The sequence below is a fragment of the Paenibacillus sp. JNUCC-31 genome, from assembly GCF_014844075.1.
Classification (GTDB): domain Bacteria; phylum Bacillota; class Bacilli; order Paenibacillales; family Paenibacillaceae; genus Paenibacillus.
Genome location: NZ_CP062165.1, coordinates 4,949,193 through 4,976,192 on the forward strand (window position 1 = coordinate 4,949,193; position 27,000 = coordinate 4,976,192).

Annotated in this window: 26 protein-coding genes; 14 read left to right on the plus strand and 12 right to left on the minus strand. The window is 47.9% G+C overall.

Features of this window, described 5'->3' with window-relative positions:
- Window positions 1-122 precede the first annotated feature (122 nt).
- The gene (locus JNUCC31_RS21390) at window positions 123-977 is read left to right on the plus strand and encodes an EcsC family protein (protein WP_192264552.1); all 855 of its coding nucleotides are present in this window, start codon (window positions 123-125) and stop codon (window positions 975-977) included.
- A 482-nt stretch (window positions 978-1,459) separates the two neighbouring features.
- Here JNUCC31_RS21390 and JNUCC31_RS21395 read toward each other — a convergent pair whose 3' ends face one another.
- The 7 genes from JNUCC31_RS21395 to JNUCC31_RS21425 form a co-directional block, all read right to left on the minus strand.
- The gene (locus JNUCC31_RS21395; protein ID WP_379381121.1) at window positions 1,460-2,728 is read right to left on the minus strand and encodes an MFS transporter; all 1,269 of its coding nucleotides are present in this window, start codon (window positions 2,726-2,728) and stop codon (window positions 1,460-1,462) included.
- Window positions 2,729-2,969: 241 nt separating this feature from the next.
- A complete protein-coding gene (gene queF / locus JNUCC31_RS21400) occupies window positions 2,970-3,461 on the minus strand; it encodes a preQ(1) synthase (protein ID WP_192264557.1) in 492 nt (163 codons plus the stop codon).
- 123 nt (window positions 3,462-3,584) lie between these two features.
- Window positions 3,585-4,295 carry a 7-carboxy-7-deazaguanine synthase QueE gene (gene queE, locus JNUCC31_RS21405; protein ID WP_192273214.1) on the minus strand — a complete coding sequence of 237 codons (711 nt, stop codon included), beginning with the start codon at window positions 4,293-4,295 and terminating at the stop codon, window positions 3,585-3,587.
- A gap of 127 nt (window positions 4,296-4,422) precedes the next feature.
- A complete protein-coding gene (gene queD / locus JNUCC31_RS21410; protein ID WP_192264559.1) occupies window positions 4,423-4,914 on the minus strand; it encodes a 6-carboxytetrahydropterin synthase QueD in 492 nt (163 codons plus the stop codon).
- Window positions 4,911-5,591 carry a 7-cyano-7-deazaguanine synthase QueC gene (gene queC / locus JNUCC31_RS21415; RefSeq protein WP_192273216.1) on the minus strand — a complete coding sequence of 227 codons (681 nt, stop codon included), beginning with the start codon at window positions 5,589-5,591 and terminating at the stop codon, window positions 4,911-4,913. The genes queD and queC overlap by 4 nt, the downstream gene beginning before the upstream one ends.
- A 369-nt stretch (window positions 5,592-5,960) precedes the next feature.
- On the minus strand, window positions 5,961-6,665 hold the full coding sequence (locus tag JNUCC31_RS21420; protein ID WP_192264561.1) for an AIM24 family protein: 705 nt from the start codon (window positions 6,663-6,665) through the stop codon (window positions 5,961-5,963).
- Window positions 6,666-6,683: 18 nt separating this feature from the next.
- Complete coding sequence (locus tag JNUCC31_RS21425) at window positions 6,684-7,139, minus strand: hypothetical protein (RefSeq protein WP_192264564.1); 456 nt, start codon at window positions 7,137-7,139, stop codon at window positions 6,684-6,686.
- 336 nt (window positions 7,140-7,475) lie between these two features.
- On the opposite strand from JNUCC31_RS21425, the gene JNUCC31_RS21430 reads away from it, so the two are divergent.
- The 3 genes from JNUCC31_RS21430 to JNUCC31_RS21440 all read left to right on the plus strand — a co-directional run bounded on the left by JNUCC31_RS21430 (window position 7,476) and on the right by JNUCC31_RS21440 (window position 9,682).
- Window positions 7,476-7,643 carry a hypothetical protein gene (locus tag JNUCC31_RS21430; protein ID WP_192264566.1) on the plus strand — a complete coding sequence of 56 codons (168 nt, stop codon included), beginning with the start codon at window positions 7,476-7,478 and terminating at the stop codon, window positions 7,641-7,643.
- 207 nt (window positions 7,644-7,850) lie between these two features.
- Complete coding sequence (locus tag JNUCC31_RS21435) at window positions 7,851-8,555, plus strand: hypothetical protein (protein WP_192264568.1); 705 nt, start codon at window positions 7,851-7,853, stop codon at window positions 8,553-8,555.
- Between the two features lie 131 nt (window positions 8,556-8,686).
- Window positions 8,687-9,682 (plus strand): helix-turn-helix transcriptional regulator, encoded by a 996-nt coding sequence (locus tag JNUCC31_RS21440; protein WP_228469164.1) that lies wholly within the window; start codon window positions 8,687-8,689, stop codon window positions 9,680-9,682.
- Between the two features lie 64 nt (window positions 9,683-9,746).
- Here JNUCC31_RS21440 and JNUCC31_RS21445 read toward each other — a convergent pair whose 3' ends face one another.
- Window positions 9,747-10,415 (minus strand): 3'-5' exonuclease, encoded by a 669-nt coding sequence (locus JNUCC31_RS21445; RefSeq protein WP_192264573.1) that lies wholly within the window; start codon window positions 10,413-10,415, stop codon window positions 9,747-9,749.
- Window positions 10,416-10,940: 525 nt separating this feature from the next.
- Between JNUCC31_RS21445 and JNUCC31_RS21450 the strand changes: the two genes are divergently transcribed.
- Window positions 10,941-12,719: a proline--tRNA ligase gene (locus JNUCC31_RS21450; protein ID WP_192264575.1), complete on the plus strand. Its 1,779-nt coding sequence runs from the start codon at window positions 10,941-10,943 to the stop codon at window positions 12,717-12,719.
- Between the two features lie 616 nt (window positions 12,720-13,335).
- Here the strand turns inward: JNUCC31_RS21450 and JNUCC31_RS21455 are convergent.
- From JNUCC31_RS21455 to JNUCC31_RS21465, 3 genes are all read right to left on the minus strand, one after another.
- Window positions 13,336-15,135 (minus strand): 5'-nucleotidase C-terminal domain-containing protein, encoded by a 1,800-nt coding sequence (locus JNUCC31_RS21455; RefSeq protein WP_192264577.1) that lies wholly within the window; start codon window positions 15,133-15,135, stop codon window positions 13,336-13,338.
- A 190-nt stretch (window positions 15,136-15,325) separates the two neighbouring features.
- On the minus strand, window positions 15,326-15,733 hold the full coding sequence (locus JNUCC31_RS21460; protein ID WP_192264581.1) for an ImmA/IrrE family metallo-endopeptidase: 408 nt from the start codon (window positions 15,731-15,733) through the stop codon (window positions 15,326-15,328).
- 42 nt (window positions 15,734-15,775) lie between these two features.
- Window positions 15,776-16,222: a helix-turn-helix domain-containing protein gene (locus JNUCC31_RS21465; RefSeq protein ID WP_192264582.1), complete on the minus strand. Its 447-nt coding sequence runs from the start codon at window positions 16,220-16,222 to the stop codon at window positions 15,776-15,778.
- A 715-nt stretch (window positions 16,223-16,937) separates the two neighbouring features.
- Between JNUCC31_RS21465 and JNUCC31_RS21470 the strand changes: the two genes are divergently transcribed.
- From JNUCC31_RS21470 to JNUCC31_RS21500, 7 genes are all read left to right on the plus strand, one after another.
- Complete coding sequence (locus tag JNUCC31_RS21470; RefSeq protein ID WP_192264584.1) at window positions 16,938-17,420, plus strand: ArpU family phage packaging/lysis transcriptional regulator; 483 nt, start codon at window positions 16,938-16,940, stop codon at window positions 17,418-17,420.
- 98 nt (window positions 17,421-17,518) lie between these two features.
- A complete protein-coding gene (locus JNUCC31_RS21475) occupies window positions 17,519-19,195 on the plus strand; it encodes a GAF domain-containing sensor histidine kinase (RefSeq protein WP_192264586.1) in 1,677 nt (558 codons plus the stop codon).
- 18 nt (window positions 19,196-19,213) lie between these two features.
- Window positions 19,214-19,951 carry a response regulator gene (locus JNUCC31_RS21480; RefSeq protein ID WP_228469165.1) on the plus strand — a complete coding sequence of 246 codons (738 nt, stop codon included), beginning with the start codon at window positions 19,214-19,216 and terminating at the stop codon, window positions 19,949-19,951.
- A 190-nt stretch (window positions 19,952-20,141) separates the two neighbouring features.
- Window positions 20,142-20,717, plus strand: coding sequence for an NADPH-dependent FMN reductase (locus JNUCC31_RS21485; protein WP_192264588.1), 576 nt, complete (start codon window positions 20,142-20,144; stop codon window positions 20,715-20,717).
- 58 nt (window positions 20,718-20,775) lie between these two features.
- A complete protein-coding gene (locus JNUCC31_RS21490) occupies window positions 20,776-21,246 on the plus strand; it encodes a VOC family protein (protein ID WP_192264590.1) in 471 nt (156 codons plus the stop codon).
- Window positions 21,243-21,878 (plus strand): VOC family protein, encoded by a 636-nt coding sequence (locus JNUCC31_RS21495; protein ID WP_192264592.1) that lies wholly within the window; start codon window positions 21,243-21,245, stop codon window positions 21,876-21,878. The genes JNUCC31_RS21490 and JNUCC31_RS21495 overlap by 4 nt, the downstream gene beginning before the upstream one ends.
- A 94-nt stretch (window positions 21,879-21,972) precedes the next feature.
- The gene (locus tag JNUCC31_RS21500) at window positions 21,973-22,995 is read left to right on the plus strand and encodes a hypothetical protein (RefSeq protein ID WP_228469167.1); all 1,023 of its coding nucleotides are present in this window, start codon (window positions 21,973-21,975) and stop codon (window positions 22,993-22,995) included.
- Between the two features lie 59 nt (window positions 22,996-23,054).
- Here the strand turns inward: JNUCC31_RS21500 and JNUCC31_RS21505 are convergent, their stop codons facing one another.
- On the minus strand, window positions 23,055-23,537 hold the full coding sequence (locus JNUCC31_RS21505; protein ID WP_192264594.1) for a hypothetical protein: 483 nt from the start codon (window positions 23,535-23,537) through the stop codon (window positions 23,055-23,057).
- 353 nt (window positions 23,538-23,890) lie between these two features.
- Here JNUCC31_RS21505 and JNUCC31_RS21510 point away from each other — a divergent pair, with 353 nt between their 5' ends.
- Window positions 23,891-25,747, plus strand: a complete 1,857-nt coding sequence (locus tag JNUCC31_RS21510) for a DUF4127 family protein (RefSeq protein ID WP_192264596.1) — start codon at window positions 23,891-23,893, stop codon at window positions 25,745-25,747.
- A gap of 335 nt (window positions 25,748-26,082) precedes the next feature.
- Window positions 26,083-26,988 carry a hypothetical protein gene (locus JNUCC31_RS21515; RefSeq protein WP_192264598.1) on the plus strand — a complete coding sequence of 302 codons (906 nt, stop codon included), beginning with the start codon at window positions 26,083-26,085 and terminating at the stop codon, window positions 26,986-26,988.
- The last annotated feature ends 12 nt before the right edge of the window (window positions 26,989-27,000 follow it).

Genomic DNA, 27,000 nt, shown 5'->3' on the forward strand with positions numbered 1-27,000 from the left:
CATATTGAGATGGTGGGCTTGAATACGTAGATGAGAGTCTGGAATATAAGCAACCATACCGTTAACCTCTGCGTATGAGCTGTATACAGATCACTACATACAACAATATTAGGAGGCCATATATGGATTCACGCGAGACATTGGACCGGGAACTGGAACAGATTATAAAATGGGAAAAAGAGCAAAAGGACTTGTTTATTTGGGACAAAATTGGTCGTTTGCCATTTGCCATGCTGGATAAAGTCATGCCCAAAGCACTGAAACAGAAGATTGGAGACGCGCTGAACGATGTCGGGCAGTATGTACAGAATGGCGGCAAGTTTCTCGTTCAGAAAAAGAAGGTAGCCAAGCTGCTCCAAGAGGAAGCTATCCAATCCGGGTATTCCATGAAGGAAGATGAAGATACTTATCCTTTTGAAGAGGATGCAGAAGCAGAAGATACTGCAAAGATCCACAGCGTGGAGGGTTTACCTCTTGAAGTACTGGATCGTACTGCGGATAGCATTACGGACAGTCGAACCAAGTTTGCTGCCGCACAAGGAGCCGCAACAGGCTTTGGCGGAATAGTAACGATTGCGGCGGATATCCCGATCGTGATGGGACTTTCCCTAAAAGTGCTGCAGGAGATGGCACTATGCTACGGATATGATCCCGACGAACCGCAGGAACGCATATTCATTGTCAAATGTCTGCAATTCTCCTCTGCCGATATTGTGGGCAAGAAAGCAATTATTGATGAACTCGCCGATTATGATAATCCCGACAAACAGGTGGAGGTTATCTCACAAATGCAGGGCTGGCGGGAGGTTTTTAATTCCTACAGCGAATCGTTTGGTTGGAAAAAGCTGTTCCAGCTCATTCCGATTGCCGGCATGGTATTTGGGTCAGTGAGTAATAAGAATACGATTCGGGATGTCGCCGAGGCCGGAAAAATGTTATATAAAAAGAGGCTGATTCTTCAACGCCTTTCGCAATGATATCAATGAACAAAATGTCTATGAGACCACAGCCACTTGGTGCTGATTCTGATGCTAACGAAGCTATGGCATCTTATAATGACATTTTGAAGGTTGTGTCCTTTCTAACGAATCCCACAATCGCTATTCGTGCTGAAAACTTGCAAAATGATAGGTGAAACGAGGAATAAAGCGTCTGTGATTCGTTACACTGGTGGTTTGCCAGATATGATGACAATAGAACGTGCTAGATTCGTTACACACATGCTCACATTATTATATCTACAATTCACCAGTTCATGCAGGCTGTCGCTGTTGACACTGACACTAACGCTTTTAAAACACAAACGGGATGAAGCCCTTAAGGTAAGGCTTCATCCCGTTTGCACATTTTGGCGTTGACTCGACGCCGGTTAACCTTCTGACGCCACTTTTCGCTAGGCCGTCTTAATAGCTTTCTTTTGTTTCTTTGTGTATTGGACGTTATGCTATATAGATTTTTTTTATTCTTCGCTACCGTTCTCTTCCGCCCAGCGGTTCAGCAATTTATCCGATGGAAGCAGGAAGGTGAAGATGCCGATTAGCGGCAGGAAGCTGCACATTTGCATGACTGGTGATACGCCGAACACATCGATCCAGTTTCCGAGCACGAGTGCGCCCAGACCGCCCATACCAAATGCCAAACCGGTGATCAGGCCAGAGACGGTTCCGATTTTGCCCGGAATGAGCATTTGTGCATACACAACGGTCACCGAGAAACTGGACAACATGATGAACCCAATAATGCTCAGCAATACGGCTGTCCAGAACAGATTGGCGTAAGGCAACAGCAGCGCCAGGGGAGCGGCTCCGGCCATCGACAGGAAGATCATGTTGCGTTTGCCGAAGCGATCCGCCAGTGGACCGCCAAAGAATGTACCAAGTGCCCCGGCAGCCAGGAACAGGAAGATATAGATTTGTGCGTCTTCTGTGGACAAGTTGAATGTATCCTTTAGGTTAAACGCATAAAAGCTGCCGATCGAAGCGACATACCACGAACGGACAAAGACGAGCAGGATCAATATCGTAATGGCAGCAGCAATCTTTTTGCGTAACGCCGGATTGGGAGCACGACGGGCTGCCGCCTGTCTGCGCAAATACCCTCCCGATTGCAGCATGCGTCCATACCAGCGAGCGATATAGATTTGGACCGCAATTCCTGCAGCAGCAATCCCGGTAAACCCAATGGCACCGAACAGGCCAAACGGGATGAAAATCCATCGGGTGAGCAATGGAGCCAGAGACTGACCAGCATTACCACCTACCTGGAAGATGGACTGAGCCAGGCCCCGACGAGGCCCTGCGGCCATATGGGATACTCTTGAACCTTCCGGATGGAATGCTGCCGAACCGAGACCAACAAAGATGACGGAGATCAGGACAGCCATATAACTGTCGGCGAAGGCAAGCAGCAGCATGCCAGTGAACGTAAAGCCCATACCAATAGGCAAGATGGAAGGTGTTGGTTTTTTATCGGCAAACCAGCCTACAACAGGCTGCATAATGGACGCGGTAAAGTTGATGGCGAACGAAATCCATCCGATCTGCGTATAAGTGAGATGCATGGAGTCTTTCAGAATTGGAAAAATGGCAGGAATGACAGACTGGATCGAATCGTTGAAGAGATGAACCAGACTGATGGCAATCAAGATCCGGTAAACGGTACCTTGGGCATCCAATCCGGGTGGAGCTTTTGAACGCACAGCGGCGTCTTTGGATAATGAATTTTGCATGGACATGTACAGTTCTCCTTTGGTCGCGGTCACGAGGGATCAGCGCCTGATGATGTGATGTGCCTAAGCATATTGTTACATAATAGGACAGATTTGAAGGGTCGACAAGGGGAACAGGAGAAATTAACGTTCTCATTTTAATGTAAAAAAAGCCGAATTTCTTCAGATAGAAGAGTTCGGCTTTTGTGTGCTTTATAATTTTATTTTATTTTAAATATACTCTAACTGATGTAACTGCCGATTAACGATTATCAATCGTCTCGGGATACATATCATGATTCATCATGCGATGCTCGGCCATTTGTTCATACTTCGTCCCAGGCTTGCCATAGTTGGTGTACGGGTCGATGGAGATTCCGCCGCGCGGCGTGAATTTGCCCCACACTTCAATGTAGCGCGGGTCCATCAGTTTGATCAGGTCGTTCATGATGATGTTCACACAATCCTCGTGGAAATCCCCATGGTTGCGGAAGCTGAACAGGTACAGTTTAAGTGACTTGCTCTCCACCATTTTCACATCAGGGATGTAGCTGATATAGATGGTTGCGAAGTCCGGCTGACCCGTGATCGGGCACAGGCTGGTGAACTCCGGACAGTTGAATTTGACAAAATAATCACGGTAAGGATGTTTGTTATCAAAGCTTTCCAGAATGCCCGGATCATATTCAAACGTATATTTTACGCCCTGGTTGCCCAGCAGCGTCAGGTCTTGCATTTCGTCAGGTTGTCTCATCGATTCGTAAACGCTCCTTCGTTCCGGCGACGCACGAAGCTTACCGGTATATATGATAGGCACTGTTAACCTCTGTTTGTTTCCAAAATTACATCATGCCGCCCATTCCACCCATACAGCCCATCAGACGCCGCGTTTGTTTCCCCATACCAACGTATGCAGTTGTGGAAGCACACGAACGTCGTTCAGATCGTCAGATGCACTGACTTGGTCGATTAACCACTCGTAACGGGCAAGCAGGGAAGACGCGAGATCAGGTGTATCGGCAGAAGTCACATCCGGGTTCCCGGTCTGCAAAAATAAAGCTGTGCCCGGATACCGTGCATGCACACGGCGGGCATAGTCCAGGTCTGTCTCATCAAAGATCACGATCTTCAGACTATGGCTTCGTTCCACCGGGCCAGCAGCCAGTCGGTGGATCAGATCATCCAGCACAGCCCAGTCGGTGTCCATGCCTGAGCTGGGAGGCTTGGGCGAGACAGTGACTTCGTCGATGTCCGCCAGCCAGGACTGCCAGCGGGAACCCTGCGTCTCCACCGCGATGCGGATGCCGTTCTCCCGCAGCAAGGCGACCAATCCGCCCAGTGAAGCGAGCAGGGCGGGGTTGCCGCCCGAGATGGTCACATGGGAGAAGCGTGAACCGCCGACGCGGCGCAATTCTTCCCACACGTCTTCCGGTGTAATCATCCGGATCAGGTCCTTGCCGCTGCCGTCCCAAGTAAAGGCCGAGTCACACCAGGAGCAGCGATAATCACAGCCTGCGGTGCGGACGAACATCGTTTTCTGCCCAATGACCATGCCTTCACCTTGAACCGTAGGGCCAAAGATCTCCATCACAGGAATACGAGCCTCTTTACTGCGTTTGTGTCCATGAGGAAGCGTGTTATCAGCTAATCCCTCCGCAGGAGGAGCATTTGTTCCATCCTGATTGATGGACGTTGTGAGTTGACCTAGCTCCAATCTACTCATCGATCATCCACTCCCGTCTGGCCTCTGCGTAGCTGGTAGGTGTCTCATATAGGCGGACAAACTCTGTCCGACCGCCTTCAGTCATGGTCACATATGGCTCAGTCTGCAGGGCATGTTCCATTTGTTCGAACAACCAGACCACCATATTTTCAGCCGTTGTATTCATAAGGGGAAGAGTCTCGTTCAAATACTGATGATCCAGATAACCTTCAATTTGTGTTTTCCATATCTCCTTGATATGTCCAAAATCAACCGTAAGTCCTGTCTCACCCGGATAACCGCTAATCCCGAAAACCACTTTATAGGTATGCCCGTGCAAATTCTTGCACTTGCCTTCATAACAATGCAGGTGATGTGCGGCGTCAAACGTGAATTCCTTACTTACAAGTACACGTTTACGGTGATAGCGCAGCTGATCAGGGAGGATATCTTCTCCAATCCGCTGCAACCGTTCCACAATACGAAATGTTCCCGGTTCACTCATCGTACATCCGCTCCTAAAGATTCGGCAGCCGTGCGTTGCTGCACATAGCGATCCAGTCCGGCTTTGCGCAGTTTGCAGGCTGGGCATTCGCCACAGCCATCGCCGATGATTCCATTGTAACAAGTCAGTGTGCGCTCTCGTACATAATCAAAGGCGCCGAGGTCATCCGCCATTTTCCACGTCTGGGCTTTGTCCAGCCACATCAGTGGAGTATGGATGACAAACGGGTAGTCCATCGACAGATTTAGCGTAACATTCATCGATTTCACAAATGAATCCCGACAATCCGGGTAACCGCTGAAATCCGTTTCGCATACACCTGTGACGAGGTGACGAGCCCCTTTTTGCTTCGCCATAATCGCCGCAAAACTGAGAAACAGCAGATTTCGTCCATCGACAAATGTACTCGGCAGTTCGCCTTCCTCATGTGTAATCTCCACATCGGTGCGAGTGAGAGCATTGGGCGCAAGCTGGTTTAACAAGCTCATGTCCAGCACCGTTTGCTGTATACCCAGATCGCGAGCAATCTCGGCGGCACACTCAATCTCCAGCTTGTGACGCTGGCCGTAATCGAAGGTAACCACTTCTACCTCGGCAAATTGCTGTTTGGCCCAGAACAAACAAGTCGTACTGTCCTGGCCACCGCTGAATACAACGACTGCTTTTTCTTCGTTCAACATAAAAAAACCTCTCCATCTTCTTAAGATCAATCCATGCGCATAGGCACAGAGTGTCGGAAGAACAGAGAAGTTCATGAACTGGCATCCATCAAAAAACACACCTTCTCGCAGGCTGCTTCAAAAAAAGCAGGAACGATCTAGTGTCCTTAGTTTTTTACGTACGTTGTTACCTAAAATGTACGCAAGACTTATTGACCGATGAAGGTCAAGTCTTATAGAGGGAGTTCGCGAACCTCTCCCATGCCTCAGGCATGGATTTTCTTCTTCAATTGTCCGGTACAGTATAACACAATTTCAATCCGGCGAGCAGGCTTTCCAATGAGAAGCAAGTTTAATCCGAACTTAACGTCATCTGGATGTATGGATTTATTTAATTAAAACATTTCCAAACGGAATGACTTCCTTCAGAATCCGCTTAAACAAACCCTCGTCGTTCAGATCCTGTTCCAGTCTATGATTTTCACGGCCGGCCTGAAAGAGTACAGAGCCATGTCCTGTCATCTTCCAATGATAGTTCATATGTTGGCTGGCAAGGTTGTTCCCATACACGGTAAGTTCAAGCTGCGCATTTTCAGGATAGGCGATGATGCTGCTCGCGTCCACATAAAGTGGTGCAGTGGGGTGCAGTTCCTGTTGACAGACCTGACCTTGTGTCAGCAATCCGATCTTTCCTTTGCCGGAAAATTTCATTTTGACTGCGTCACGGGTGATCAGCATGTTTTTGATTTTTTGAATTTTGGTATGCATTGTCACACCGTCGGAGTAAAAAAACAGGTGCCGGAAGTCGTACAGCAGATCGCTGTTCTCACTCAGTTCAACTTCCTTCATGGTGAATCCGGGAGGCAGGGCGGCCACAAATTGGCAGGGACCGGTGATTTCGGATTTAATCAGCTTTTTTTTGCGGTACATGCCAGTAATATTCATGATTTTATCATGACGGCTACTGCTGGGACCGCGAAAAGCGACAATTTGCTGGGGGTGCAGAATATGGAGGCGATCGTCCTGGATTAGCGAGAACGTGACCACCTGCCCGGCTCCGCCAGCTTCAGTATTATTCAGGTGTATGTGCATGCGGTTGCTCCTGTTCTTTTATACTCGACCTGAGCGGCGACGCATTCCCCAGCGCATCACTCGGATCAGAATGAAGTATCCCAATATGAGAGAAACGGCTGTGATCACCATTGTCTGAATGCGTTTGGTAGTTGCCGTTTTGGCATCCTGATCATTTTGCAGCTTGCTTACCATATCGGTCAGTTTCTCATTTTGAGCTAGCAGCAACTCGTTCTGGGCTTTAAAGGCTTCGACATTTGCCTGGGCTTGTCCCAATTGAGCGGAGGTCTGATTCAATTGTTCCAGCGTTTGTTGGTAGCTTTCCTGCAACGCATTTACTTCTCCTGGAAGCTCAGAAACACGTTCCCAACCACTATAGATATCTGAAAATATATTGGCATTCGCTGCACTTACTGTAGAAGTCAAGGAAACAGCAAACAATATACATGTGGTGAATAACACCCGAATGAAATAACCCTGAATGGATTTTGGCATGAATGGCACCTTCTTTCGGTTACATAATCGTTTGCCGATTTCGTCGTCATTTGTTGAAATACGGCTCTTTCATTATACGTCAAAACCAGGGCAATGGGTTCAAGATGATCTCATTTTAATTACCCTATATTGAATTAATTTAATACAAACACGGTTGTTTAACTTTTAATTTGCAGGGGTAATAGAAGAGCAGGGTAGCAACCCGGACAGTTCTGCATATGCATCTATCCATTTCTTCCGTTCCGGGTACCTGCTATTCATATTGACGAAAATGAATGAACGAAACGAATATATCCGATGCTCAAAAAGATCGTGAATACAAAGGAGTAAAAACATATGTACACATCAGAACAAACACCAACAACCAAAACGATTATGATCACTGTAAACGGTGAGCCAATCGGGCGTGAATTGATTATTGACAGCGTTACCTATGCTCCAGTTACTAATCCTGAGTCATTACAGTCTTTACACAAAATGGGTATGAATTCAGCGACCGTTTAATTTAGGACCTCTCATATTGAAGTACTCTAAAAGCTTGGCAAATTGCCAAGCTTTTTCGTCGTAAATTGTCGTATTTAGACGGATTAAGGGATGAAAAACTAATATTATGGAAAAATTTCCTGCGAACATATGTTCCGTGACAATATAGTGTCCATTTACCCTGATAACTTAGAAGATAATACCTATAAATCGGGGGAGAGACTACCAGTGAACTCAGTCTTTGAAGTATCTTATTCGTGGAATCGAGAGGCCATACCGACAGGGGGAGCCGACCCCGTATATATGATGGTTGAATGGCGTAATGGAGCCCCTGCCAAAAGACTCAGGAAAATAGCACCCAAAATTGTGTCGAGAGACTTGGAACTTTTGCTTAAACCGGAATTTGGAATTCAACTGAAAGGCATCTATGGTTGCCGCTCCAAAGAAACGGATATTGGCTGGGTTCTAAGACTTGGGGACGTGTACAAGGGAGAGAGTAAGCAAATTTTGCTCGAATTTGCCATGGGACCACGCGTCTCAGGCAAAACAGCTGTATGTTCAGCTTATTGGAGTACACGGAAATTGAAACAAAGCCAGAGGGTACTGCTGCGCAGAGAGCAATTGTATATCCAGTATACTAGCCATTTGGGTATGCTACGACAGCCGGAAGACCCTAAGGTAGAGAAGACGATCAAATTAAGCGAAACGGTCCCTTTGATTAAACAAGCCTTACGTGCTTATGAAAGAGGTCGTTCACAAGAAGGAAGTAATATGCTGCGTCGGCATGCAGATGCTTTGTTAATTGAAGCCGCTCGCAAGCAGGACCTGGATTATTATTATGAGGCCGAAATCGTGGAGAAACTTCGTCACCATTATGGAGTGACTTTTGCTTCCATATATAATAATCGCGAAAATTCCATGTTAGGTGAATAGGGACAAAGAACTAGTGATGACGGTGTGGTTGGGAATGTTTCTACATAATTATTTGAAGGTGAAGTAAAGGAATAAGTCGAATGTACTAAACAACATACTAACAAAAGATGGATGGAGCATTTTCGAATTTATTGAAACAACATAGTGGAGGGTCCGGCAAAATGACAGACCGACTGATCCGATTAATGCGCATTATAACTCTTGTGCAGGCTAAGCCGGGGATTCTGGCCCGTGAACTTGCCGAGCGGTGCGAGACAACGGAAAGGACGATATACCGCGACATGGAGGCCCTCAGTGCAATGCATATCCCGATCGCCAACATGGGACATGGAAGAGGATATATGTTTATCAGCCATTTTGCCATGTATCCGCTGAATTGGTCTGATGAAGAAGCTCAAGCCTTTATGCACCTGGCAGAAGTCATGGAGAATATTCGTCCGTTGCTGAAGCCCGCTTTTGAGAGCGCGTATGAGAAAGTGGTTGCTTCGAATCAGAAAAACAAAACAGAACGAGTGGAATGGACTGAGCAAATTAGCGGGCTATTCAAAGTAGGTACGCCTGCTTGGCACAATGAAAATACGGATCTTCTGAATCATTCCCTTGTGACCTTACTGGAGGCTGGAATATCACAGAACACCATTGAAGGAGAATACCTGTCTCAAGGTAAAAAAGGGATTGTACGGATTGACCCCTATTGCCTCATCCCCCGTGAGTACCGATTTGACCTGTTGGCATATTGTCACCTATCTGAGAAACTGAGAATATTTCAAGTGAGTCGTTTGCACAGGGTTCGTATTTTGCCTCGCACGTTTCGCAAAGATGATTACCTGTTACAATCTTACTTCCGTACGCCACGAGAACATGGCAGCAGTACGGAGTGGATTGCATTCAAGATCAGATTCTCGCCGCACGCTGTGGAGCGTGTTATGGAGGAACAGTTTTTTGCCCGCCCCATTTTAACAATCGAACCGGAAGGCACATTGTTGTTTGAGGCCATATTGAGTGATGAACAAGGATTTCTGACCTGGCTATCTCAATATGGACCCGATGCCGAGATTCTTGAACCCGAGAAATTCCGCCTCATCATGAGAGAACGTCTGGAACGCTGGCGGGGAATCTACAACTGAGACTGTAACATTGAATAGGCCTCACACTCTTGCCTTTTGTGCCATAAGGTAAGGGCTGGGGGGATTACTCTTTGGCCTTGAAAAGGTGTGCCAGATTACCAAAAGGGGATTCTTTATCTTCATCAACACTACTGGAATAGACCACTTTGGATGTTATCCCTTCATCATCAGCTGCACAATTCGTTTCCAGGTTAAATTGGTCAAATTGGTGCATGAATACTTTGGCTGTATTGATGGCATCATCCAATGCACGGTGTTGTGTCCCGTCGAATTCAATTCCGCACAATTCAAGCGCCTGGGCGAGTCCAAGTTGACGGAATTTTCCTTCCCTGTGCACTGTACGTGACCATTGCTGCTGGAGATCATTATGGTTGGTGATCCAGGCGACATCGAGTTGATGCGTACGGCAATGAGAGATCAGTTTGCTGCGATCATCGGGTCCCCAGGAGCACATGTAATAGGGATCACTTCCCATCCAGGTCATAAATTGATTCAATGCTTCTGGAAAAAGAGGGGCTGCATCAATATCCTTCTGGGTAATGCCCGTGAATTGAACCGTGTCGGTTGACAGAACGGATTTATTGGAAGGACGAACATAAGTATGGAACGTGTCTGAAACGCACAGGCCGTTCTCACCATCTGTGACTTTGACGGCACCAATATCTATAATTTCCGAAGAGTAACGTGTATTGCGACTTACCGTGAATTCAAGATCATAAATAATATATGGCATAGGACTAACTCCTTTATCAATTAATACATGGTTTCTATTTCTCTATATTACAGGGAACGCACGGTCATGTCAGCCATCGCTCGGCAATTCATTTTAGTAAATGGAGTGTAACCGGGTGGTTGACAATTTCTTGTAAATGTACTAAGGTGAGCAAAAATGATAACAGCGATCAACGAGGACATAATTATGTCAGTCAGCTTCTACAGAGAGGAAACCACGTAGTGTAAGGTTTCTGCTGCTGCTTCATAATTCCTACCTCGCGAGCTGCGGAGCAGATAACCTATAGGTTGCAACCTCCGCCGGATGGGACCGTTATGCTCAGAAGGACTGCATACTTCGAATCGCAAAGGTTGCGAACAGAAGCGGTGAATGAAGATTGCCCAAGAAGATCTGATGGCAAGCCGAAATCGATAAAATGCAGTTAAATAAGGGTGGTACCACGACACATTCGTCCCTTGACGGATGTGTCTTTTTGCTGTTTATAACCTGATTTACAATACATTCAGAAGATAAGAGGTGTGCAAGATGCGTCAAAGTGAAATGCTTGTTCCAACATTACGTGAGGCACCGGCAGAGGCCGATGCAGCAGGACATCGCTGGTTACTGCGTTCCGGCATGATTCGCCAGCTGGCAGCGGGGATATACAGCTATTTGCCTTTAGGTCGGCGTATATTGCTGAACGTGGAACGTATCGTTCGCGAGGAAATGGACCGTGCCGGCTGTCAGGAAGTATTGCTGCCAATCATGCAGCCAGCTGAGCTGTGGGAGGAATCTGGAAGATACACGCAATATGGCCCTGAGTTAATGCGGCTGAAGGATCGTCATGCACGTGAGTTCGCCCTCGGTCCAACCCATGAAGAAGTGGTAACGGCGCTGGCTCGCGATGAGGTGAATTCCTATCGGAAGCTGCCGTTTACACTTTATCAGATTGGCACCAAGTTCAGAGATGAGCGTCGTCCGAGATTCGGATTGCTGCGCGGCCGGGAGTTCATTATGAAGGATGCCTATTCCTTTGCATCCGACTGGGAAGAGCTGGATCGCACCTATCAGGCGATGAATACCGCATATTCCCGAATCTTGGAGCGGTGTGGTCTGGAGTATATCCGGGTGGAGGCGGATGCAGGAACCATTGGGGGGCAGGGGGAGACCCATGAGTTCATGGCACTTGCCGATGTGGGGGAAGATACGATTGTAACCTGCAAACATTGCGGATACGCCGCGAATCTGGAGAAAGCCGGATATCAGGCTTCCGGATCTTCCCTGAAGGCTGCACCGAATGAAGCTGCCACTTCCATTTCTGACGATTCCATAGCTACGGCCCATAAATGTGATGAGGAAGCAGCAAACACGTTGGTACGAATCCAAACGCCAGGGGTGCGTACGATTGCTGAACTAAGTGCTTTTGTGGGCGAGGATGCTCGGCATATGATCAAAACGTTGCTGTATCAAGCCGATGGTCAATTGGTCGCGGCGCTTGTTCGCGGGGATCATGAGCTGAATGATATTGCACTAAAGCAAGTATTGGGTGCGGAAGAATTGATCCTGGCTGACGAGGCATCACTTGCGAAGTACCCGAATCTGACGGTAGGTTTCCTGGGGCCCATTGGACTGGGTCTGCCGATTGTAGTAGATGCCGATGTAGCTGCAATGAAACATGCAATTACAGGGGCCAATGAAATCGATGTACACTACTCCAATGTACGACCGGGTAAGGACTTTGCTTTGGACAAAGTTGAACAAATCCGTTTTGCTGCTGAAGGTGACGGTTGCCCGGTTTGTGGAGAACGACTGGTATTTACGAAAGGCATTGAAGTGGGGCATATCTTCAAACTTGGAACCAAGTACAGTGATGCGATGGGCGCCTCGTTCCTGGATCGCAACGGACGTCAGTGTGCGCCTGTAATGGGGTGTTACGGTATTGGTGTATCTCGACTCATGGCGGCTATAGCTGAACAATACGCTGGGGAAGATGGCATCCGCTGGCCTGCTGCTATCGCTCCGTATCATGTACATCTGATTGCTGTTAGCTGGAAAGATGAACAACAACGCCAGCTTGCGCTTGAATTGGAACAACAGCTCCTGGATGCAGGATACTCTGTTCTTGTGGATGATCGGGATGAGCGGCCAGGGGTGAAGTTCAAGGATGCGGAATTGATCGGGTTGCCTGTTCAGATTGTAATTGGCCGAGGAGCGGCCGACGGGCAGGTTGAATTGGGATCACATGCGCTGGCAGCAGCAGGTGAAACCAAACGGAAGGGCATGACTGCTCAAGAAGCTATAACGTATGTGAAGGGACAGCTCTAACCTCGAAGAAATCTCTGTCCATATGTAAAAAAGGCTCTAGAAACCGTCTGATAATATCAGAGCATATAATAGTTCCGATTATTATGCGGTAAACTATTTTTGGGGCTGAGCCACAGCCTAAAGCCTTAAAAAGAGGGCTACAGACATAGAATAAAGCTGCGATTGCCTGCTTTATTCCTACCAAATGACTATCCTTTGAAAAGTTGTATTCTGTGTGCAACGGTTTTGGATTTAAGCCAGTCTCCGCATGGTATGCGCGAAGGTATGGATGTGCAAATATGCAAAACATCGCTGCAAATCATTATCCTTTGGAATGGCAGATAGCCTTGCAGGAATGGCAATGATGCGAGTTTTTGCAATAGTCCATGTTTTAGGTACAGGGATGAGACTGTACAGGGAAGACACATTGAGGATTTATTTTTACAGCAAAGCATATTTCCATAAACAGGGCACCTCCAGCTCTATAAGATCATGCTTAGATAAGGTGGAATGACATTGGAAAGGGTGACCCTCAGCCGCTTATGGCGGCATGAGAGTCACCCTTCGTTGCCGGTACAATCATTTCAGATACGGATGCACCATGGATATGATTGGACCGGGTTGCTCTTACTTTAGCTTAAGAGGCTGCAGGCAGCTTCAATTGTTGGCCTGGATAAATCCAGTGTGGATTTTTGATATGGTTCAGCTTTTGCAGCGTCTGCCACGTTGTGCCGTATTTTTTGGAGATGGAGTACAAGGAATCCCCAGATTTAACAACATGCAGTTTGGCAGGAGCTGGCTTGCCTGGTGTCGGTTTCGACGGCGTTTCTGGTGTTGGTGCTTCGGGCTTCGGTGTAGTTGGTGCTGGTGTTTCTGTCGAAGGAGCTTCCGGTTCAACTGCAGGAGCCTTGGCTTCCTTGATCCGGCCGTCTGTTTTGATCGTGACAGCGCCCAGTTTTTGCATGTATTCGATCAATGCTTCATCCATGGCTCCGTACATGCCTGACGTTGTGTATTTCGTAAACATGGTGTACTCGTCACCGCCAACAGCGGTGAAATCATTCGTAGCCAGCGTATACGTTGCTTTCGGATCAAGAGCTTTATCGCCAATCATGACGGAGTGTACACGACTGCCTTTTGCAGCAGAAGAATCAATGCTGAATGTCATGCCGGATACTTGCGGGAATCCACCGCTTGGTTCAGGATAGGATGCTACACCGTTCTCAAGGGCTGCGAGTACATCGGAGCCTTTGACTTCAAGTGTTACAACCTGATTACCAAAAGGAAGTACAGTGATAATATCACCTTTCGTTACGATGCCTTTTTCAATGGAAGAACGAATACCGCCACCGTTTGTGAGTGCGATATCGGCTTGGCTGACGTCACGGATGGCATCTGCCAGCAGGTCACCCAGGTTGGTTTCACCTGCACGTACTTGTTCACGTTTACCGTCCAGCAGAATTGCTGTATTGGCTACTTCTTCTTTCAGGATCGGTTCTTGTTCTTTCTGAATGGAGTTCACCAGTGCGGCAACTTTCTCATTCGGTTTAATGTCTTTTGCTTCTGTTTCATCAATCAGTGTTGCTTGTTTTTTTGTGACTTTGCCACCATCTACCCACAGATCGATGACACCTACAAAGTTGGTGTACTCTCCGGCGCTGGCGATCAATGTTCCATTATCGGACACAAGGCCGTCTTGCAGAACCGTATGGCTATGACCGTCGATGAATACATCAATGCCGGGCACTTCTTTGACCACTTTGAAACTAGTATCGGTGCTGGACGCGTCTTGTCCAAGGTGTCCCAATACAACAACAACATCTACTTTGCTGCGAATTTCGTTTACGAGTACTTTGGCTTCCGCAGTTGGATCTGTAATATCAAGACCTTGCACATTTTTCGGATTCGTTTTATACATGGTTTCCGGAGTAGTTAGCGCAATGATACCGATTTTCACGCCGTCAACTTCTTTAATGAGATAAGGCTCGAAGAGACGAATCCCGTCTTTCTTTTTCACATTGGCACTGAGCATGGGGAAGTTCATCATATCCGCAAGTTCGATGAGGCGCTCAGAACCGTAGTTAAATTCGTGGTTACCCGGTACGATGGCCTGATAACCGATTTCGTTCATGACTTTAACAATGCTTTCGCCGTTAACAAGTGTGGCAAAAGTTGTACCATGTACAGCATCTCCGGCATCGAGCAGAAGGGTATTGGGGTTTTCGCTACGGTATTTGTCCGCAATGCCAGCTACTTTGGCGAAACCCATCGCAGGTGAGGACTCCGCTGCGCGTGCGTGCGTGTCATTCGTATGTAGAATCGTAATATGCTTACCTGTGCCCGGAGTGGTATCCGTTGCAGCTGCTGCGATGCCTACACTGCCAAACAGCAGACAGAGCGTTAGCAGAAGTGAAACGTAAGTCTTCCAGATTTTCATATGAATCAGTAACCTCCCCAAAATAATAATCTCTTGAGCGTTTGCACAACTCATGTTGTATTTTACCAGACTATTATTAGGAAATCTCATGATTTGCGTAAAAATAAGTAACCTGAAAGTGACATCTGATTCTCATGGTGGAAGCTATAGAGGAAATTTGATTTTACAGGAACATATGTTCTTAAATAGACTAAAAAAAATGCTGCACTTCACGTGGCAGTCCTGTACGCAAACAAAATTTCTCCAGTGATTCATCGGGTTCAGGCGTGACCCCTGAAGTCAGAAGTTGAATCGCAAAACGATTGGCCTGTCTTTCCAGTTTACCTGGTGCAAAGTAGGAGTGCTCCTCCAGAAAAAAACGGTTTATACCTTTGTGCAATCGGTCATGTCCAAGTTCATGGGCGCACACAAAACGCTGCCATTCCGGCGGTAAATCATTGTGAATGACGATAAATCTGCGGCGGAGCTTACGGAAATACAGTCCTTTGGTGGATTTGCCCAGATTAGTGAACCGGATCTGTATTCCAATGGCTCGGGCAATGCTGAAAGGGCAGTTCGTCCGGTGTTTTCGAATCAGCTTTGTTACAATGTCATCCATATCATCTCACCTGCTGCTTCATTTTGTTCAGCTCGCTATGCCTCATGGGCGCTCATCCGGCTCGTTTGTTTTTTTGCGTTTGTTCATCTGCTTGGCTTCCCAGAACAGACCTGTCAGCACATCCTTGATTCGTTTCTTGTCCTCGTCATCCAGTGGGATGCCGTCAAACATCAGATCATCCTCATCTTCCAGCATCTTCTTGAAATCCCGACGATCCTTGTAGGTTGCCCACTCGGGGGCGTCCTGAAGCCCGGTAGCTGTGTTTGCAGCTTCAATGTATCCGGCCTGTTTCATCATATCCGCGTAAGGAACCGAGAGTGCATCCGAGATTTTGCGAATGGTGGCGGGCTTCGGAACGCCTCGGACCCCATTCTCAATGCGTGAAATTTGCGAGTTGCTGATTCCTGCTGCTTCGGCGAGCTGATTGATGCTGTATCCCTTTTGCTCGCGCAGTTGTTTCAGATAAGGACCAAAAGCGTGCTCCACCATTCATGCCACTCCTTTGATTCGTACAAGTGTATTGAAAATTATTAAGAAGACAGTTGGACGGGGGAGGTAGATGCGCACTCTATGCCCGTTCCGGATTCGGATCGTTCTTTCGATCGCTGTTATCCCCAGATTTCTTTGTTTCCCTATCCTAAAAGGGAGAAATCCGGTGATAGCGTATGCTTCCGATGTAGCTTTCTTGCAGAAAGCTTTTAGGCGAACGCTTCGTTTCTTCAGAATCGATTCCGTCTCCTTCACTACGTTCGCTCGTGATATGTACCTAAACACGACACAGGACAACTCTCGGTAGCTTCTTAATAAAAATCAAATGACTTATACGAGGATCTTTAATAATCTGTACTATATCGTATATATACCATTAGGTAAAGAGATATGAAACAATTATGCCAAAAGGTAAAGGAAATGAGAGCGAAGGTTTTATTTTATCCTCAAAACGACCCAAAATGAAGGTTTACGTCGATCCCCAGAAAGTGGTATCCTCAAATAGAAATACGAACAAAATACGAACAAAATGTAAAGTTAAGACGAGTTGTACGATGGAGGAAATGAATTATTCCTGCTTCATGGCTGACTTAAATTGATTCCAAAAGGCAACAAAAAACTTGAAAAATGCCGTTACTATTTCTGAGAACCGGATAACCCTAATAAAGATGAGATGAATGCGAGTTTAACTGACCCTTTAAGGAGGAGAATGAATATGGAACTGATGCTGCCCGAATTGGACCGACGCAAAACACAGACTGCTGTTGAAGCCGCGCTGGAAAAATACCGGATTTATAAAACGATTGCTTTTGAAGAACGGGAGGTGATGGTGACGGCGAGTTACGCAGAGCGCTTCCATGGTGCAACGAATGTGACCGGGGATTCCACAGCCAGAACGGCAATTTATAATGTGGATGTACAGCGTGCACGTCAGGCTTACTGCGATACGATAGATTTTGTGGTATCCCGCTTGAGCGAAAAGGAGCGTGTGCTCGTTAGAGAACGCTATTTGAAGGATGACGATGTATTTGACTATAAAGTGTATAACCATGTGTTTGACCCGCCTGTCAGCAAGGATACGTATACGAAGATTCGGACGCGTGCTTTCTACAAAATGGCGCTGGCTTTGTCCGACCGTGGTCTGATGAATATGGAACCATTATCTGTATCTCGCAAAGAACGACAGAAGCTGGGCTGAGAACGCAATGCAAGAAGTTCATCCTTTTATATCCTTCGCTGATTGTATACAATAATTGAACAACAACACTAGGGATCAGTCAAAGGAGAGGAATCCGCATGACGGAACAAGCCGGGATGCAGGAGATGTATACACTGAAGACGATCGCGGAAACGCTCAATACGTCCAACGACCTGAATCTGATGCTGGATACGGTCCTGGGCAAACTATTGGAACTGACGGGGCTGACTGCGGGCTGGGTGTTCCTGATTGGTACGCAGGGAGAATACTCCTGTATTTCTGATCACGGTCTGCCTCCTGCTCTGCTGCGTAAAGACAAGGAGCCCATGCGCTGTGGCACATGCTGGTGCGTGAATCGTTTCCGGGACGGGAGACTCGATAATGCCGTCAATATTATAAACTGCAAACGTCTGGAGGATGCTGTTGAACATCAATGGGGAGATACGCATGACATCACCCATCATGCAACGGTTCCACTGCGGTCGGGGGAGAAGATGCTGGGACTGCTGAATGTTGCTGCTCCGGGGAAAGAGCATTTCAGTAATAGTGAGCTGGCACTTCTGCAGGCGGTAGCTTATCAGATCGGCAGTGCAATGGAACGGATGCGATTATACAGCGCGGAGCAAAGGCGTGCAGATCTGTACGTCAGGCTGGGGGAGTTCAGCCGTTCGCTGGGTATGACAATCAATGATTGCAACAATGCAGATGATATGGCCAAGAGGGTGGTCAAGCTGCTGGGTCATCATTATGACTGGCCTTTTGTCGCACTCGTTTCCCAGAAGAATGGAAGCTTTCGGGTACAGGCTGCCCATACCCATGGCAAGGCTGAGTTGCCGACACGTTGCGACCTTTCTTCCGAGGGGGAGAGTCATATGCGGCGTGTGATTCATTCTCACCGTGCAGAGATATTGTCGGCACCGGAAATTCAAGAAGTTTCTACACGATGCCTTAACGCGGTGAATCCGTCCGCTCTGCCTTTGGGCTTGGCCGCTCCCATTCCATTAAGTGCTCCCGGCGAAACGGCGGTGCTGGTGGTTGGATTGGCTTCGGCCAATGGTTTTCTTCAGGCAGATCGTGAGGTTCTCGATGCACTGGCTGAGCATATTACAGCCTCATGGGAAAGTTTGAGGCTGGTGGATAAACGCCGGGAGCTGACCCGATTGGAGGAACGAAATCGACTGGCCCGGGATTTGCATGACTCGGTGAATCAGATTTTGTTCTCCCTTTCCTTGACAGCCAAAGGTGCGGAGAGCATGCTGGCTGGTTCAGAACAAGAACATCTGCATCCGGCAGCCGAAGCGATGAAGGATATTCGTTCCCTGTCGCAGGAAGCGTTGAAAGAAATGCGTGCCCTGATCATGCAGCTGCGTCCGGCGGGTCTGGAGTCTGGTCTGCTCAGTGCATTACAGGAATATGGTACAGGGCAGGGGCTTCAGGTCGTTGTAACACGGACGGGGATGCGTTCCTTGCCTCGAAGCATTGAGGAAGGGCTGTGGCGCATCGGTCAGGAAGCGCTCAATAATATACGTAAACACGCGGGAGTCACTTCCGCTGAGATCATTGTTCAGTTAAGCGATAATGAAGCGATATTAACGGTTACAGATCGTGGGAAGGGCGGGGCCAAACGGCGTGAGGCCATGCCCCCCACTTCACTTGGCCTGTCCATCATGAGGGAACGTGCCCAATCGCTGGGCGGCAGCCTCGAACTTGTAAGTTCATCCCGTAAGGGAACATCGGTAACGGTCGTCATTCCACTTCCGTTCGAATCTGTATAAAGTCAGGGGGAAGAAGATATGCCGATTACGATTTTGCTCGCTGACGATCATGCGATGGTGAGGCGTGGGTTACATGTTTTTTTGTCCACACAGTCGGATATGGAAGTGGTGGGTGAAGCTTCGAACGGGCTGGAAGCCCTGGAACAAGCAGAGGAGTTGCATCCGGATGTTGTATTAATGGATCTGCATATGCCGGTACTTGACGGAATTGAGACAGCGAGAAGAATTCGTACGCTCTTGCCTGGAATCCGTATCATTGTGCTTACTTCCTTCTCGGATCAGGATCATGTGGTACCCGCCGTGCGTGCAGGCGTGAAAGGATATCTGTTAAAAGATATCGAGCCGGAGAACCTGGCTGTTGCTATCCGTAATGTGCACGCAGGTCAGGTGGAACTTCATCCAGCAGCGGCGGGACAATTGATGCATGTGATGGCTTCCTCTGAATTATCAGTAAATGAGGGGCATCTCCGTGCTAATGCGCATACAGATACTCCGCCTCAGAATAAAGAACAGCACGGTCAGGTGAACGAATCATGTTCGATTGACCGCAGTGGAGGACCGGACATGCTTACCCGTCGGGAGCGAGAGGTACTGGGGCTGATCGCGCAAGGTTTGAGTAATAAAGAGATTGCCGTACAACTGGTCATTACCGAAAAAACGGTCAAGACTCATGTCAGTCATCTCTTGGACAAGTTGGGGCTGGCAGATCGGACGCAAGCTGCGCTTCATGCCGTAAGAAATGGCTGGGTCGTCTGATCCATTTCAACATATTCTCAGTCTAAAGTCGTAGAAACTCAACCCAAAGGTTGAGTTTTTTTGTGCTGCAAGTTAAGTCTATCTGCCGACGATTCCAAGGTGGAAGCAAGGTAAGATGACAGTAGGGGAAGTTGAAACGTAGGATAACGACAGATTGAATGTTGAATTAATTTGAGGGAGAGTGACATATATGAATATCATGGTTTTGGCAGGCAGTAATCGGAAAAATGCAACCAGTACACGGTTGGGAGAATATGCTGTGGAGGTAATTAGCGGTGAGGGGCATGAAGTCAGCCTGTTCGACTTATATCAGACACCGCTCCCATTCTATGCGCCGGATGAAAAACAGAATGAAGATCCAAACCTGGCAGACCTGAACACGCGCATGCTCGCGGCAGATGCCATCATTTTATCTACGCCAGAGTATCACGGCAGCATCAGCGGCGTACTCAAAAATGCGTTGGATCACCTAAGTCAAGCTCACTTCAGTGGCAAACCAGTATTGTCAATCAGTTCATCAGGCGGAGCCGTTGGTGTGAGCTCGCTTTTGCAATTGCAGGCAATTGTCCGCAATTTGCACGGCATTAACGCTCAGGAGTGGATTTCCATTGGCGGTGCACAGCGGAGAAGGTTTGAAGCTACATTTGATGGATACGAAGAATATGAAGGCAGCCAGGATATCGAAGATCGGGTTCAGCGGGTCATTGGTTCATTCTTGAATCTGGCCCAGACGTTAACGGCTGCACGGAAATCTTCCGGGAGTTGAGAGAAAGAAGTAATGGGAGGCCAGCCATAGATAAAGAGAGAGAAAAGAGGTTTTTATCATGATTAAAGGCATATTTGAGACACATCTGAACGTAACGGATCTGGAAAGATCCCATCATTTCTATGAACAGATCGTTGGATTGCCGCATGCTTATGGGCAGAAGGAACGAGGGAACTCCTTTTATTGGATTGGCGGTGAAGGCAACGCCATGCTGGGATTGTGGCAAAAAGATCCTTCCGAGGTGAAGCGGCAGCATTTTGCTTTTCAGGTATCGTTGAAGGATATGAAAGAAGCCGTCACCTATCTGGAGGATAAAGGGATCAAGACGCATAACTTTCTGGATGATGATATCGGTGAACTGTATGTATTCGGCTGGATGCCTGCAGTGTCCGTCTATTTTACCGATCCGGATGGTCATTCTCTGGAATTCATATCGATGCTCCCGGATGAAGCGAAGCCGGAACTCGGCATGGTGCCATGGAGTCAGTGGGAGAAGATGAACGGTCGGGTGAAGGAGGACACAGCATGATTTTTGAAGAAGTCAGGTTATATACAGCACGACTGGAGGACATTAAGCACTTTTATATAGATATTTTGGGTTTGCAGTTGCTTGAGGAGTCCGAGCATTCCTTCACGCTACGAGTTGGATTGACAAAGATGATATTCATGCGGAGTGAAGCAGATCAAAATCCGTTTTATCACTTCGCATGGTTGATCCCAACGAATCGTTTTCAGGAAGCCAAGGCATGGGCTGCGGCACGAGTACGTCTGAGTCGGCATGAGGATCAAGATGAGACTTACTCCACCAACTGGGACTCTCATTCGCTTTACTTTGAAGACCCTGCCGGTAACATCCTGGAACTGATTGCTCATCATCCCCTTCATAACGAGAGTGACCATCCCTTTTCGGAGAAGGAGCTGCTGCAAGTGTGTGAGGTGGGGTTAGTTACGGAAGATGTGCTTTCCACGGTGGATGAACTTGAGCGGATGGGATTGAAACGATGGAGAGAGATTAGTGATACCTTTGCCCCCATAGGTGATGCGAACGGTCTGTTTATAGTGGTGAAAAAGGAACGAACCTGGTTCTTCTCCGAGCAAAAATCAAACATATATCCACTTGAAGTGTCGATCCGTGACGTCGGAAAACTTCGCATTGGGTAAAATTCGGACCAAAAGGCAAAATGGGCATATGTGCACGATTTGAATCATCATATAGAAGTAAACGCTTTAAAAGGGGTGTTTTGCATAAATCCGAATGCAATATGCTAAAAAACGGTTGCTGGTCGTTCGTATTATTAGTTTGGCATCGATGAAGGGTGGTGGCATGTTGGATCGACGTTTGTTGGAAGAAGGGCTGACCATCATGGTATCCAGTCGGGAGCGTACAGGTGATTTGTGGCACGTCCATTATGGAGCGGGAGCTATTGCGGCTTATTTTTGGGTACGGGAAAATCGTCTCACTGCCCTTGCAGCGGGCAGCGTTACGGCTGAGGCGAAAGCGATGCTTCGCCAGCACGGGTTGAACGATGAGGTGAGTTCCTTGAAAGGTGAAGTTTTACCGAGGGAAGAGTCCGAAGCTCGTATTACGGCAGCGCTGGATCGAACCATCGGCGAGCTGCACTGGGTTGGACATCAGGCCATCTACGGTGCCCTCAGTCTGAAAGCCATTCGTGAGCTGGATGGTTGGGGGACGGAGCACGACATGGACCAGATGGTTGAACTTATTGATTCGTTTGAGCGAACCATACCGGGGAGATCCTGGGTGAACACCACCGTGAAAGAAATTCGCAGCTTGAAAATAGATGAGGCCGACGGGTTCCCAGATATTGAACGACCAGAACAATTATCCCATCTCATTCTGGATGAGCTTGGTGCTTTCCGGACGATCTATCAGGCGGAAGCGCATCATGATCTAATCGGTCATATGCTGACCTATGGGCACGCGCTTAACATATTATATGAACTGGATTATCCTGCGTTGTTCCACAAAGGCATTCCTCCATTTCTCACCATGGTGAAGGCACTGCGCCTGAGCCGGGATGTGGATGTTGAGCAGGAGATGCCAACGCTGCAATCTCCAGTCGATCAATTGCCATTGATCCGTGCGGAGCGTTCCGAGGCACTGCCACATGAGCTGGATTACTGGCTTACCGACAGACGTTCCCGTGACTGGAACGGAGGTCATGTGTTCAAATTTCCATTCAGCTTCTATCATCACGCCCGAAACGTAAACTCGGTTCCGGAAAGCTGGGAAAACTTCCGCTATATTATTGCGTGAGAAAATATACATTCAAGAGAGGGAGCACTGCCTGAGAAGGCGATGCTCCGTTTTATCGTTTAACGGGGCCAAATTTCAAGGATAAACAGGATCAGCATGACTCTGGATACCAGCATGTATGGTGATCTTCGGATAGGTTGACGCGCTGTCCATACTCCCCAGGAACTCATCAGTGCAATACTCCCCCAGAATATCCACAAGGGAATGCCTTCGGGCGTCAATGGAAAGGACAGCGGGGGCAGTCTCGTGAAACCAGTCCCAAGAAGAACAATGGTCATATAGACAAACACAACAAAAAGCAGCTCAAACAGCAGGGTTTGCAGCCAGAAATAATAGATGTGGAACACTCGAAGCAGAATGACCGTGACCAGGATAAACAGGATCCCAACGGATGAGAATGTTGCAGTGGTCCATCCAAGGAGAGATGTAGTTACAACATCGGTTTCCTGATAAAAGGTATACATTGTCAACGCATACATAACGGGGCCAGCCATATAACTGGTAATAGCGATCCACAGATAGAACCAGAGCTTTTTTTTCATGATCGTATCCATCCTTTTTTGTAAATAGGGTTTGCAAGCCTGCTTTATATCATATAAACAGCATCAGGAATGGATTGGTTGGATGATCCGGCAGAAGTTTCTGCTAGAAAACGACGTTTAACCGCTATGATGGCGTCGGTATTCAGACTTTATACGTACGGATAACCGTCAGCGCGACCGATTTAAACATGTAATATTATATTATCGGATCAGCAGCAAGTGACATATCCCGATAAGCACATACGCTAATGTACAGACCGGCCAGGGCTGGTTTTTTTCATGCGGTGATTGCACACTTGCTCTGATCGGGTACTAAAGAAAGACTGAATATATCTAACAGGAGGTTTTAGGATATGAAAACAGTATTGTATGTTCCACTGGATGATCGTCCAGCGAATCTGGATGACGTCGTTGTACAAGGAAAAGCAGCCGGTATCCATATCATTACACCGCACCTGGGTGACATTCAAAATCGTCTGGATTCCGAAAAAACGGTTGAAGGCACAACTTTGCTTGGAACGTCTACGCCTGCGTATGGGAAACCGTCCAACATTCATGATTTCATTCTGAAGCATGCCGCCAAAGTCGATGGATTCATCCTCTCTTCGGATATGCTGGCTTATGGCGGGCTGATTGGCAGTCGCCAGCTTCGTGAAGATGGAGGGGGCGCATATCCGGATTACGACCAGGACACCACCCGTTTGCTCGATGTGATCAAAGCCATTAAAGGAAAGTATCCACGCAAACCGGTGTTTGTAATGGATACCATTATGCGACTTGCCACCACCTCATTTGCAGACGGCCTCGCATTGGATGCGTACAACGAGTCACGTGCACTGATGCAGCAGCCACGCCAGTCCTTTACGGCATTCGAGGACATTGTGAACGGGTACAACCTGTCTCCAGAGTCTACGGAATATGGGGAAACGACTTATTTTAATAAAGAACAATACTACAACACCAGACAACATAAATTCAAAACGAATCTGTACATCCTGGATCAGCTCGCCCGCAAAGGATATATTGATTTTCTCGCCGTAGGTGTCGATGATGCGAATACACAGGGCGTTCAGATTAATGAAATCCATTATGTGGAGGCACGGATCAATGAATGGCTCGGTGGGACGGATGGACAAAACCCTGATCGGGCGATTATCCTTCCAGATGCCGATGGTTTGGGTCACGCTCTGGTGGCACGCATGGCTAACCAATTGCTGCGCGGCGGGGCGAAAACACGTTATGCCGTGAAATATTTCGGTCCACATGGTTCCACGATCATTAATACCTACGAATATATGAATCTGCACGAGAATGTGGTGCGCCATGTGGATGTAGTAGGTGGTGTGGTTGTGGCGGATTCGGCTTACCCGGCACCTGAAGCGGGAACGGATACAACTTCCAATATGGAAAATGGGAATGAATTAACGAGTGCTACATCTGTCGATGAAGCTTCTTCGTTTGACATGGCGTCTGAGCTGGATCGCATGACGAATCGCCATCCAGGAAAACCGGGGGAAAAGCCGGGGGTGGACATTGAGATTATTGCCATTACGGCTCTGGATCAGGTTCAGGCGGCTGTGGCGCAATTGACGAGCAATGGTGAGAAGGGTTTTCCTTCGGTTTTGATTGATTTTGTAGGAAAAGGTCCAGCCAACGTCGATGTAGCCGAAGCACTCCTGAACAGTTCGTATACGGGTCGGGTCTTGGGTTACAGCGCATGGAATACGCCGGGGAACAAAATCGGTATGGCTGTGGGCATGGGACAATCCCGTTATGCTCTGATTACAACAGAAACACATGCCCACGCGTTGCGAGATGCCATGAATGCCCAAGGGTCGTTGTTGTTCAAGCGTTTCCTGAAAGATTACTACTATAAAGCTGTAGCGATTGCCGATATTCGGACGTATTCGAGAGCGCATGTGCTGTATACCAATGTGGCAACCCTTGCAGATCAGAACATGTCACTCTTCAACTCCGAGGAGGATTACGCTCATCTGCAGACGTTGCTGCGGGATTTGATGCAGGCCCATACAGCGACACTAGCGGGAAAACCAGCTTTCGCCCAAGGAAATGTAGCGATGAGGCAAATTTGTAATGGAAAAGTGGTCTATGCGGAGTATTGCAGTGCACTGTTGGAATATGCAAATCCCGATTTCATCTGGGGACGTGCGTTTGAGATCACATTGAATCCGAAGGTTACGCTGAAATAAGGTGCTGATGGTATGAGACACGCGGAGTCGTCTTTTTTCCACCCCAGTTACTCCCTTAATCGCACCGAAGTCGTACGAATCACCATCCGCGCTAGGGATGAAAGGGTGTAAGATTGTATTATCGGATCAATAGCAAAGGACACACACCGAAAGCTCATACGCTAATGTACAGACCGGCCACAAAGAGCCGGTCTTTTTGATGCGGTGAATGGTGTCCGAGCTTTGGCTCCGGTAAATATTCAGAAGCTGCGTTAAGGGGGAATTCGCTGCTGCTACATTGTCGCTGCGCAATGCGGGCAGAACGCAAATTTGCAGCTGAAGGGGGCGAAATGAATGTGTCTAATCGTAGTGGATTAAACACTTTGGCACACACAGACCGATTAAGCAGCGCCATCAGGCAAACGCTGAAGATGAAGCTGGAGGCGCTTGTCCCTGCCTGGAATGGCCGAGTACAGGATATTTCTGCACCGGGAGAGGTGTTAACCGGACCATGTGCCGTGATTGCTTTTGCGGAAGAAGTACCGAAGTCTGCTTGGGCGGGGTATAGGAGGGTCATCAAAATCTCCCCATATGCACGTCCCGAAGATGGGGGCGCTGAACAAGTGGAAGCATGGTCAGCAGTGCTGATGGAAGGACTGCATCAGGTTCGGCTGGAGGATGAGGAAGGCGGGGCATTTACCTGTATCTATCTGGGCTCCTCGGACTGTGATCGTGTGGACGCCAGTTCTGGACTGGTGACGCGCAGCCTGCGGTTTGGGGTGTATGTTCCGGAAACGATGGAACGCGCTCAAGCTGAAACAGCAGATTCGTGGATGGCTGCACTTCAAAGCTGGACACAAGCTCAGCTCGGACAGGAATGGTTCGTATATGGGGATGTTTGGCCTGGAGGTTATAGGGCCCAGTCCATATTGTGGCGATTGATGGGATGCAATATAACAGCCGCAGGGACTTCGGCGTTGGAGGTTCGCAAGCAATGGATTGGTCATGTGGTGGCTGCGAATGTAGGAGATGTCCGACAAACGGTCACACATCTGGTTGAACAACTGGCTGTGCAGACCCGAATCGCTTTGACGGATAGAGACGATACGCGATATGTGACGGTGGATGAAGTTTCTGCCGACTTGCAGGCAGACGCCTACTTGAATGGACAGATTCGTCTGACGCTGCAGCAACGTAATCGTCGTCCGAGTACGGATGCACCATTGATCCGCGAGATTCATCATAGCAAGGGGATAGAGTAAACGTTAGTCGAG

Coding starts and splice junctions, on each gene's coding strand:
- JNUCC31_RS21495 (WP_192264592.1), top strand. CDS start 21,243: ATGATTTTTGAAGAAGTCAGGTTATATACAGCACGACTGGAGGACATT.
- JNUCC31_RS21455 (WP_192264577.1), bottom strand. CDS start 15,135: ATGAAAATCTGGAAGACTTACGTTTCACTTCTGCTAACGCTCTGTCTG.
- JNUCC31_RS21430 (WP_192264566.1), top strand. CDS start 7,476: ATGTACACATCAGAACAAACACCAACAACCAAAACGATTATGATCACT.
- JNUCC31_RS21420 (WP_192264561.1), bottom strand. CDS start 6,665: ATGCACATACACCTGAATAATACTGAAGCTGGCGGAGCCGGGCAGGTG.
- JNUCC31_RS21445 (WP_192264573.1), bottom strand. CDS start 10,415: ATGCCATATATTATTTATGATCTTGAATTCACGGTAAGTCGCAATACA.
- JNUCC31_RS21470 (WP_192264584.1), top strand. CDS start 16,938: ATGGAACTGATGCTGCCCGAATTGGACCGACGCAAAACACAGACTGCT.
- JNUCC31_RS21485 (WP_192264588.1), top strand. CDS start 20,142: ATGAATATCATGGTTTTGGCAGGCAGTAATCGGAAAAATGCAACCAGT.
- JNUCC31_RS21425 (WP_192264564.1), bottom strand. CDS start 7,139: ATGCCAAAATCCATTCAGGGTTATTTCATTCGGGTGTTATTCACCACA.
- JNUCC31_RS21450 (WP_192264575.1), top strand. CDS start 10,941: ATGCGTCAAAGTGAAATGCTTGTTCCAACATTACGTGAGGCACCGGCA.
- JNUCC31_RS21475 (WP_192264586.1), top strand. CDS start 17,519: ATGACGGAACAAGCCGGGATGCAGGAGATGTATACACTGAAGACGATC.
- JNUCC31_RS21395 (WP_379381121.1), bottom strand. CDS start 2,728: ATGCAAAATTCATTATCCAAAGACGCCGCTGTGCGTTCAAAAGCTCCA.
- queD (WP_192264559.1), bottom strand. CDS start 4,914: ATGAGTGAACCGGGAACATTTCGTATTGTGGAACGGTTGCAGCGGATT.
- JNUCC31_RS21510 (WP_192264596.1), top strand. CDS start 23,891: ATGAAAACAGTATTGTATGTTCCACTGGATGATCGTCCAGCGAATCTG.
- queE (WP_192273214.1), bottom strand. CDS start 4,295: ATGGAGATCTTTGGCCCTACGGTTCAAGGTGAAGGCATGGTCATTGGG.
- JNUCC31_RS21465 (WP_192264582.1), bottom strand. CDS start 16,222: ATGGTGGAGCACGCTTTTGGTCCTTATCTGAAACAACTGCGCGAGCAA.
- JNUCC31_RS21480 (WP_228469165.1), top strand. CDS start 19,214: ATGCCGATTACGATTTTGCTCGCTGACGATCATGCGATGGTGAGGCGT.
- JNUCC31_RS21490 (WP_192264590.1), top strand. CDS start 20,776: ATGATTAAAGGCATATTTGAGACACATCTGAACGTAACGGATCTGGAA.
- JNUCC31_RS21390 (WP_192264552.1), top strand. CDS start 123: ATGGATTCACGCGAGACATTGGACCGGGAACTGGAACAGATTATAAAA.
- queF (WP_192264557.1), bottom strand. CDS start 3,461: ATGAGACAACCTGACGAAATGCAAGACCTGACGCTGCTGGGCAACCAG.
- JNUCC31_RS21500 (WP_228469167.1), top strand. CDS start 21,973: ATGCAATATGCTAAAAAACGGTTGCTGGTCGTTCGTATTATTAGTTTG.
- JNUCC31_RS21505 (WP_192264594.1), bottom strand. CDS start 23,537: ATGAAAAAAAAGCTCTGGTTCTATCTGTGGATCGCTATTACCAGTTAT.
- JNUCC31_RS21460 (WP_192264581.1), bottom strand. CDS start 15,733: ATGGATGACATTGTAACAAAGCTGATTCGAAAACACCGGACGAACTGC.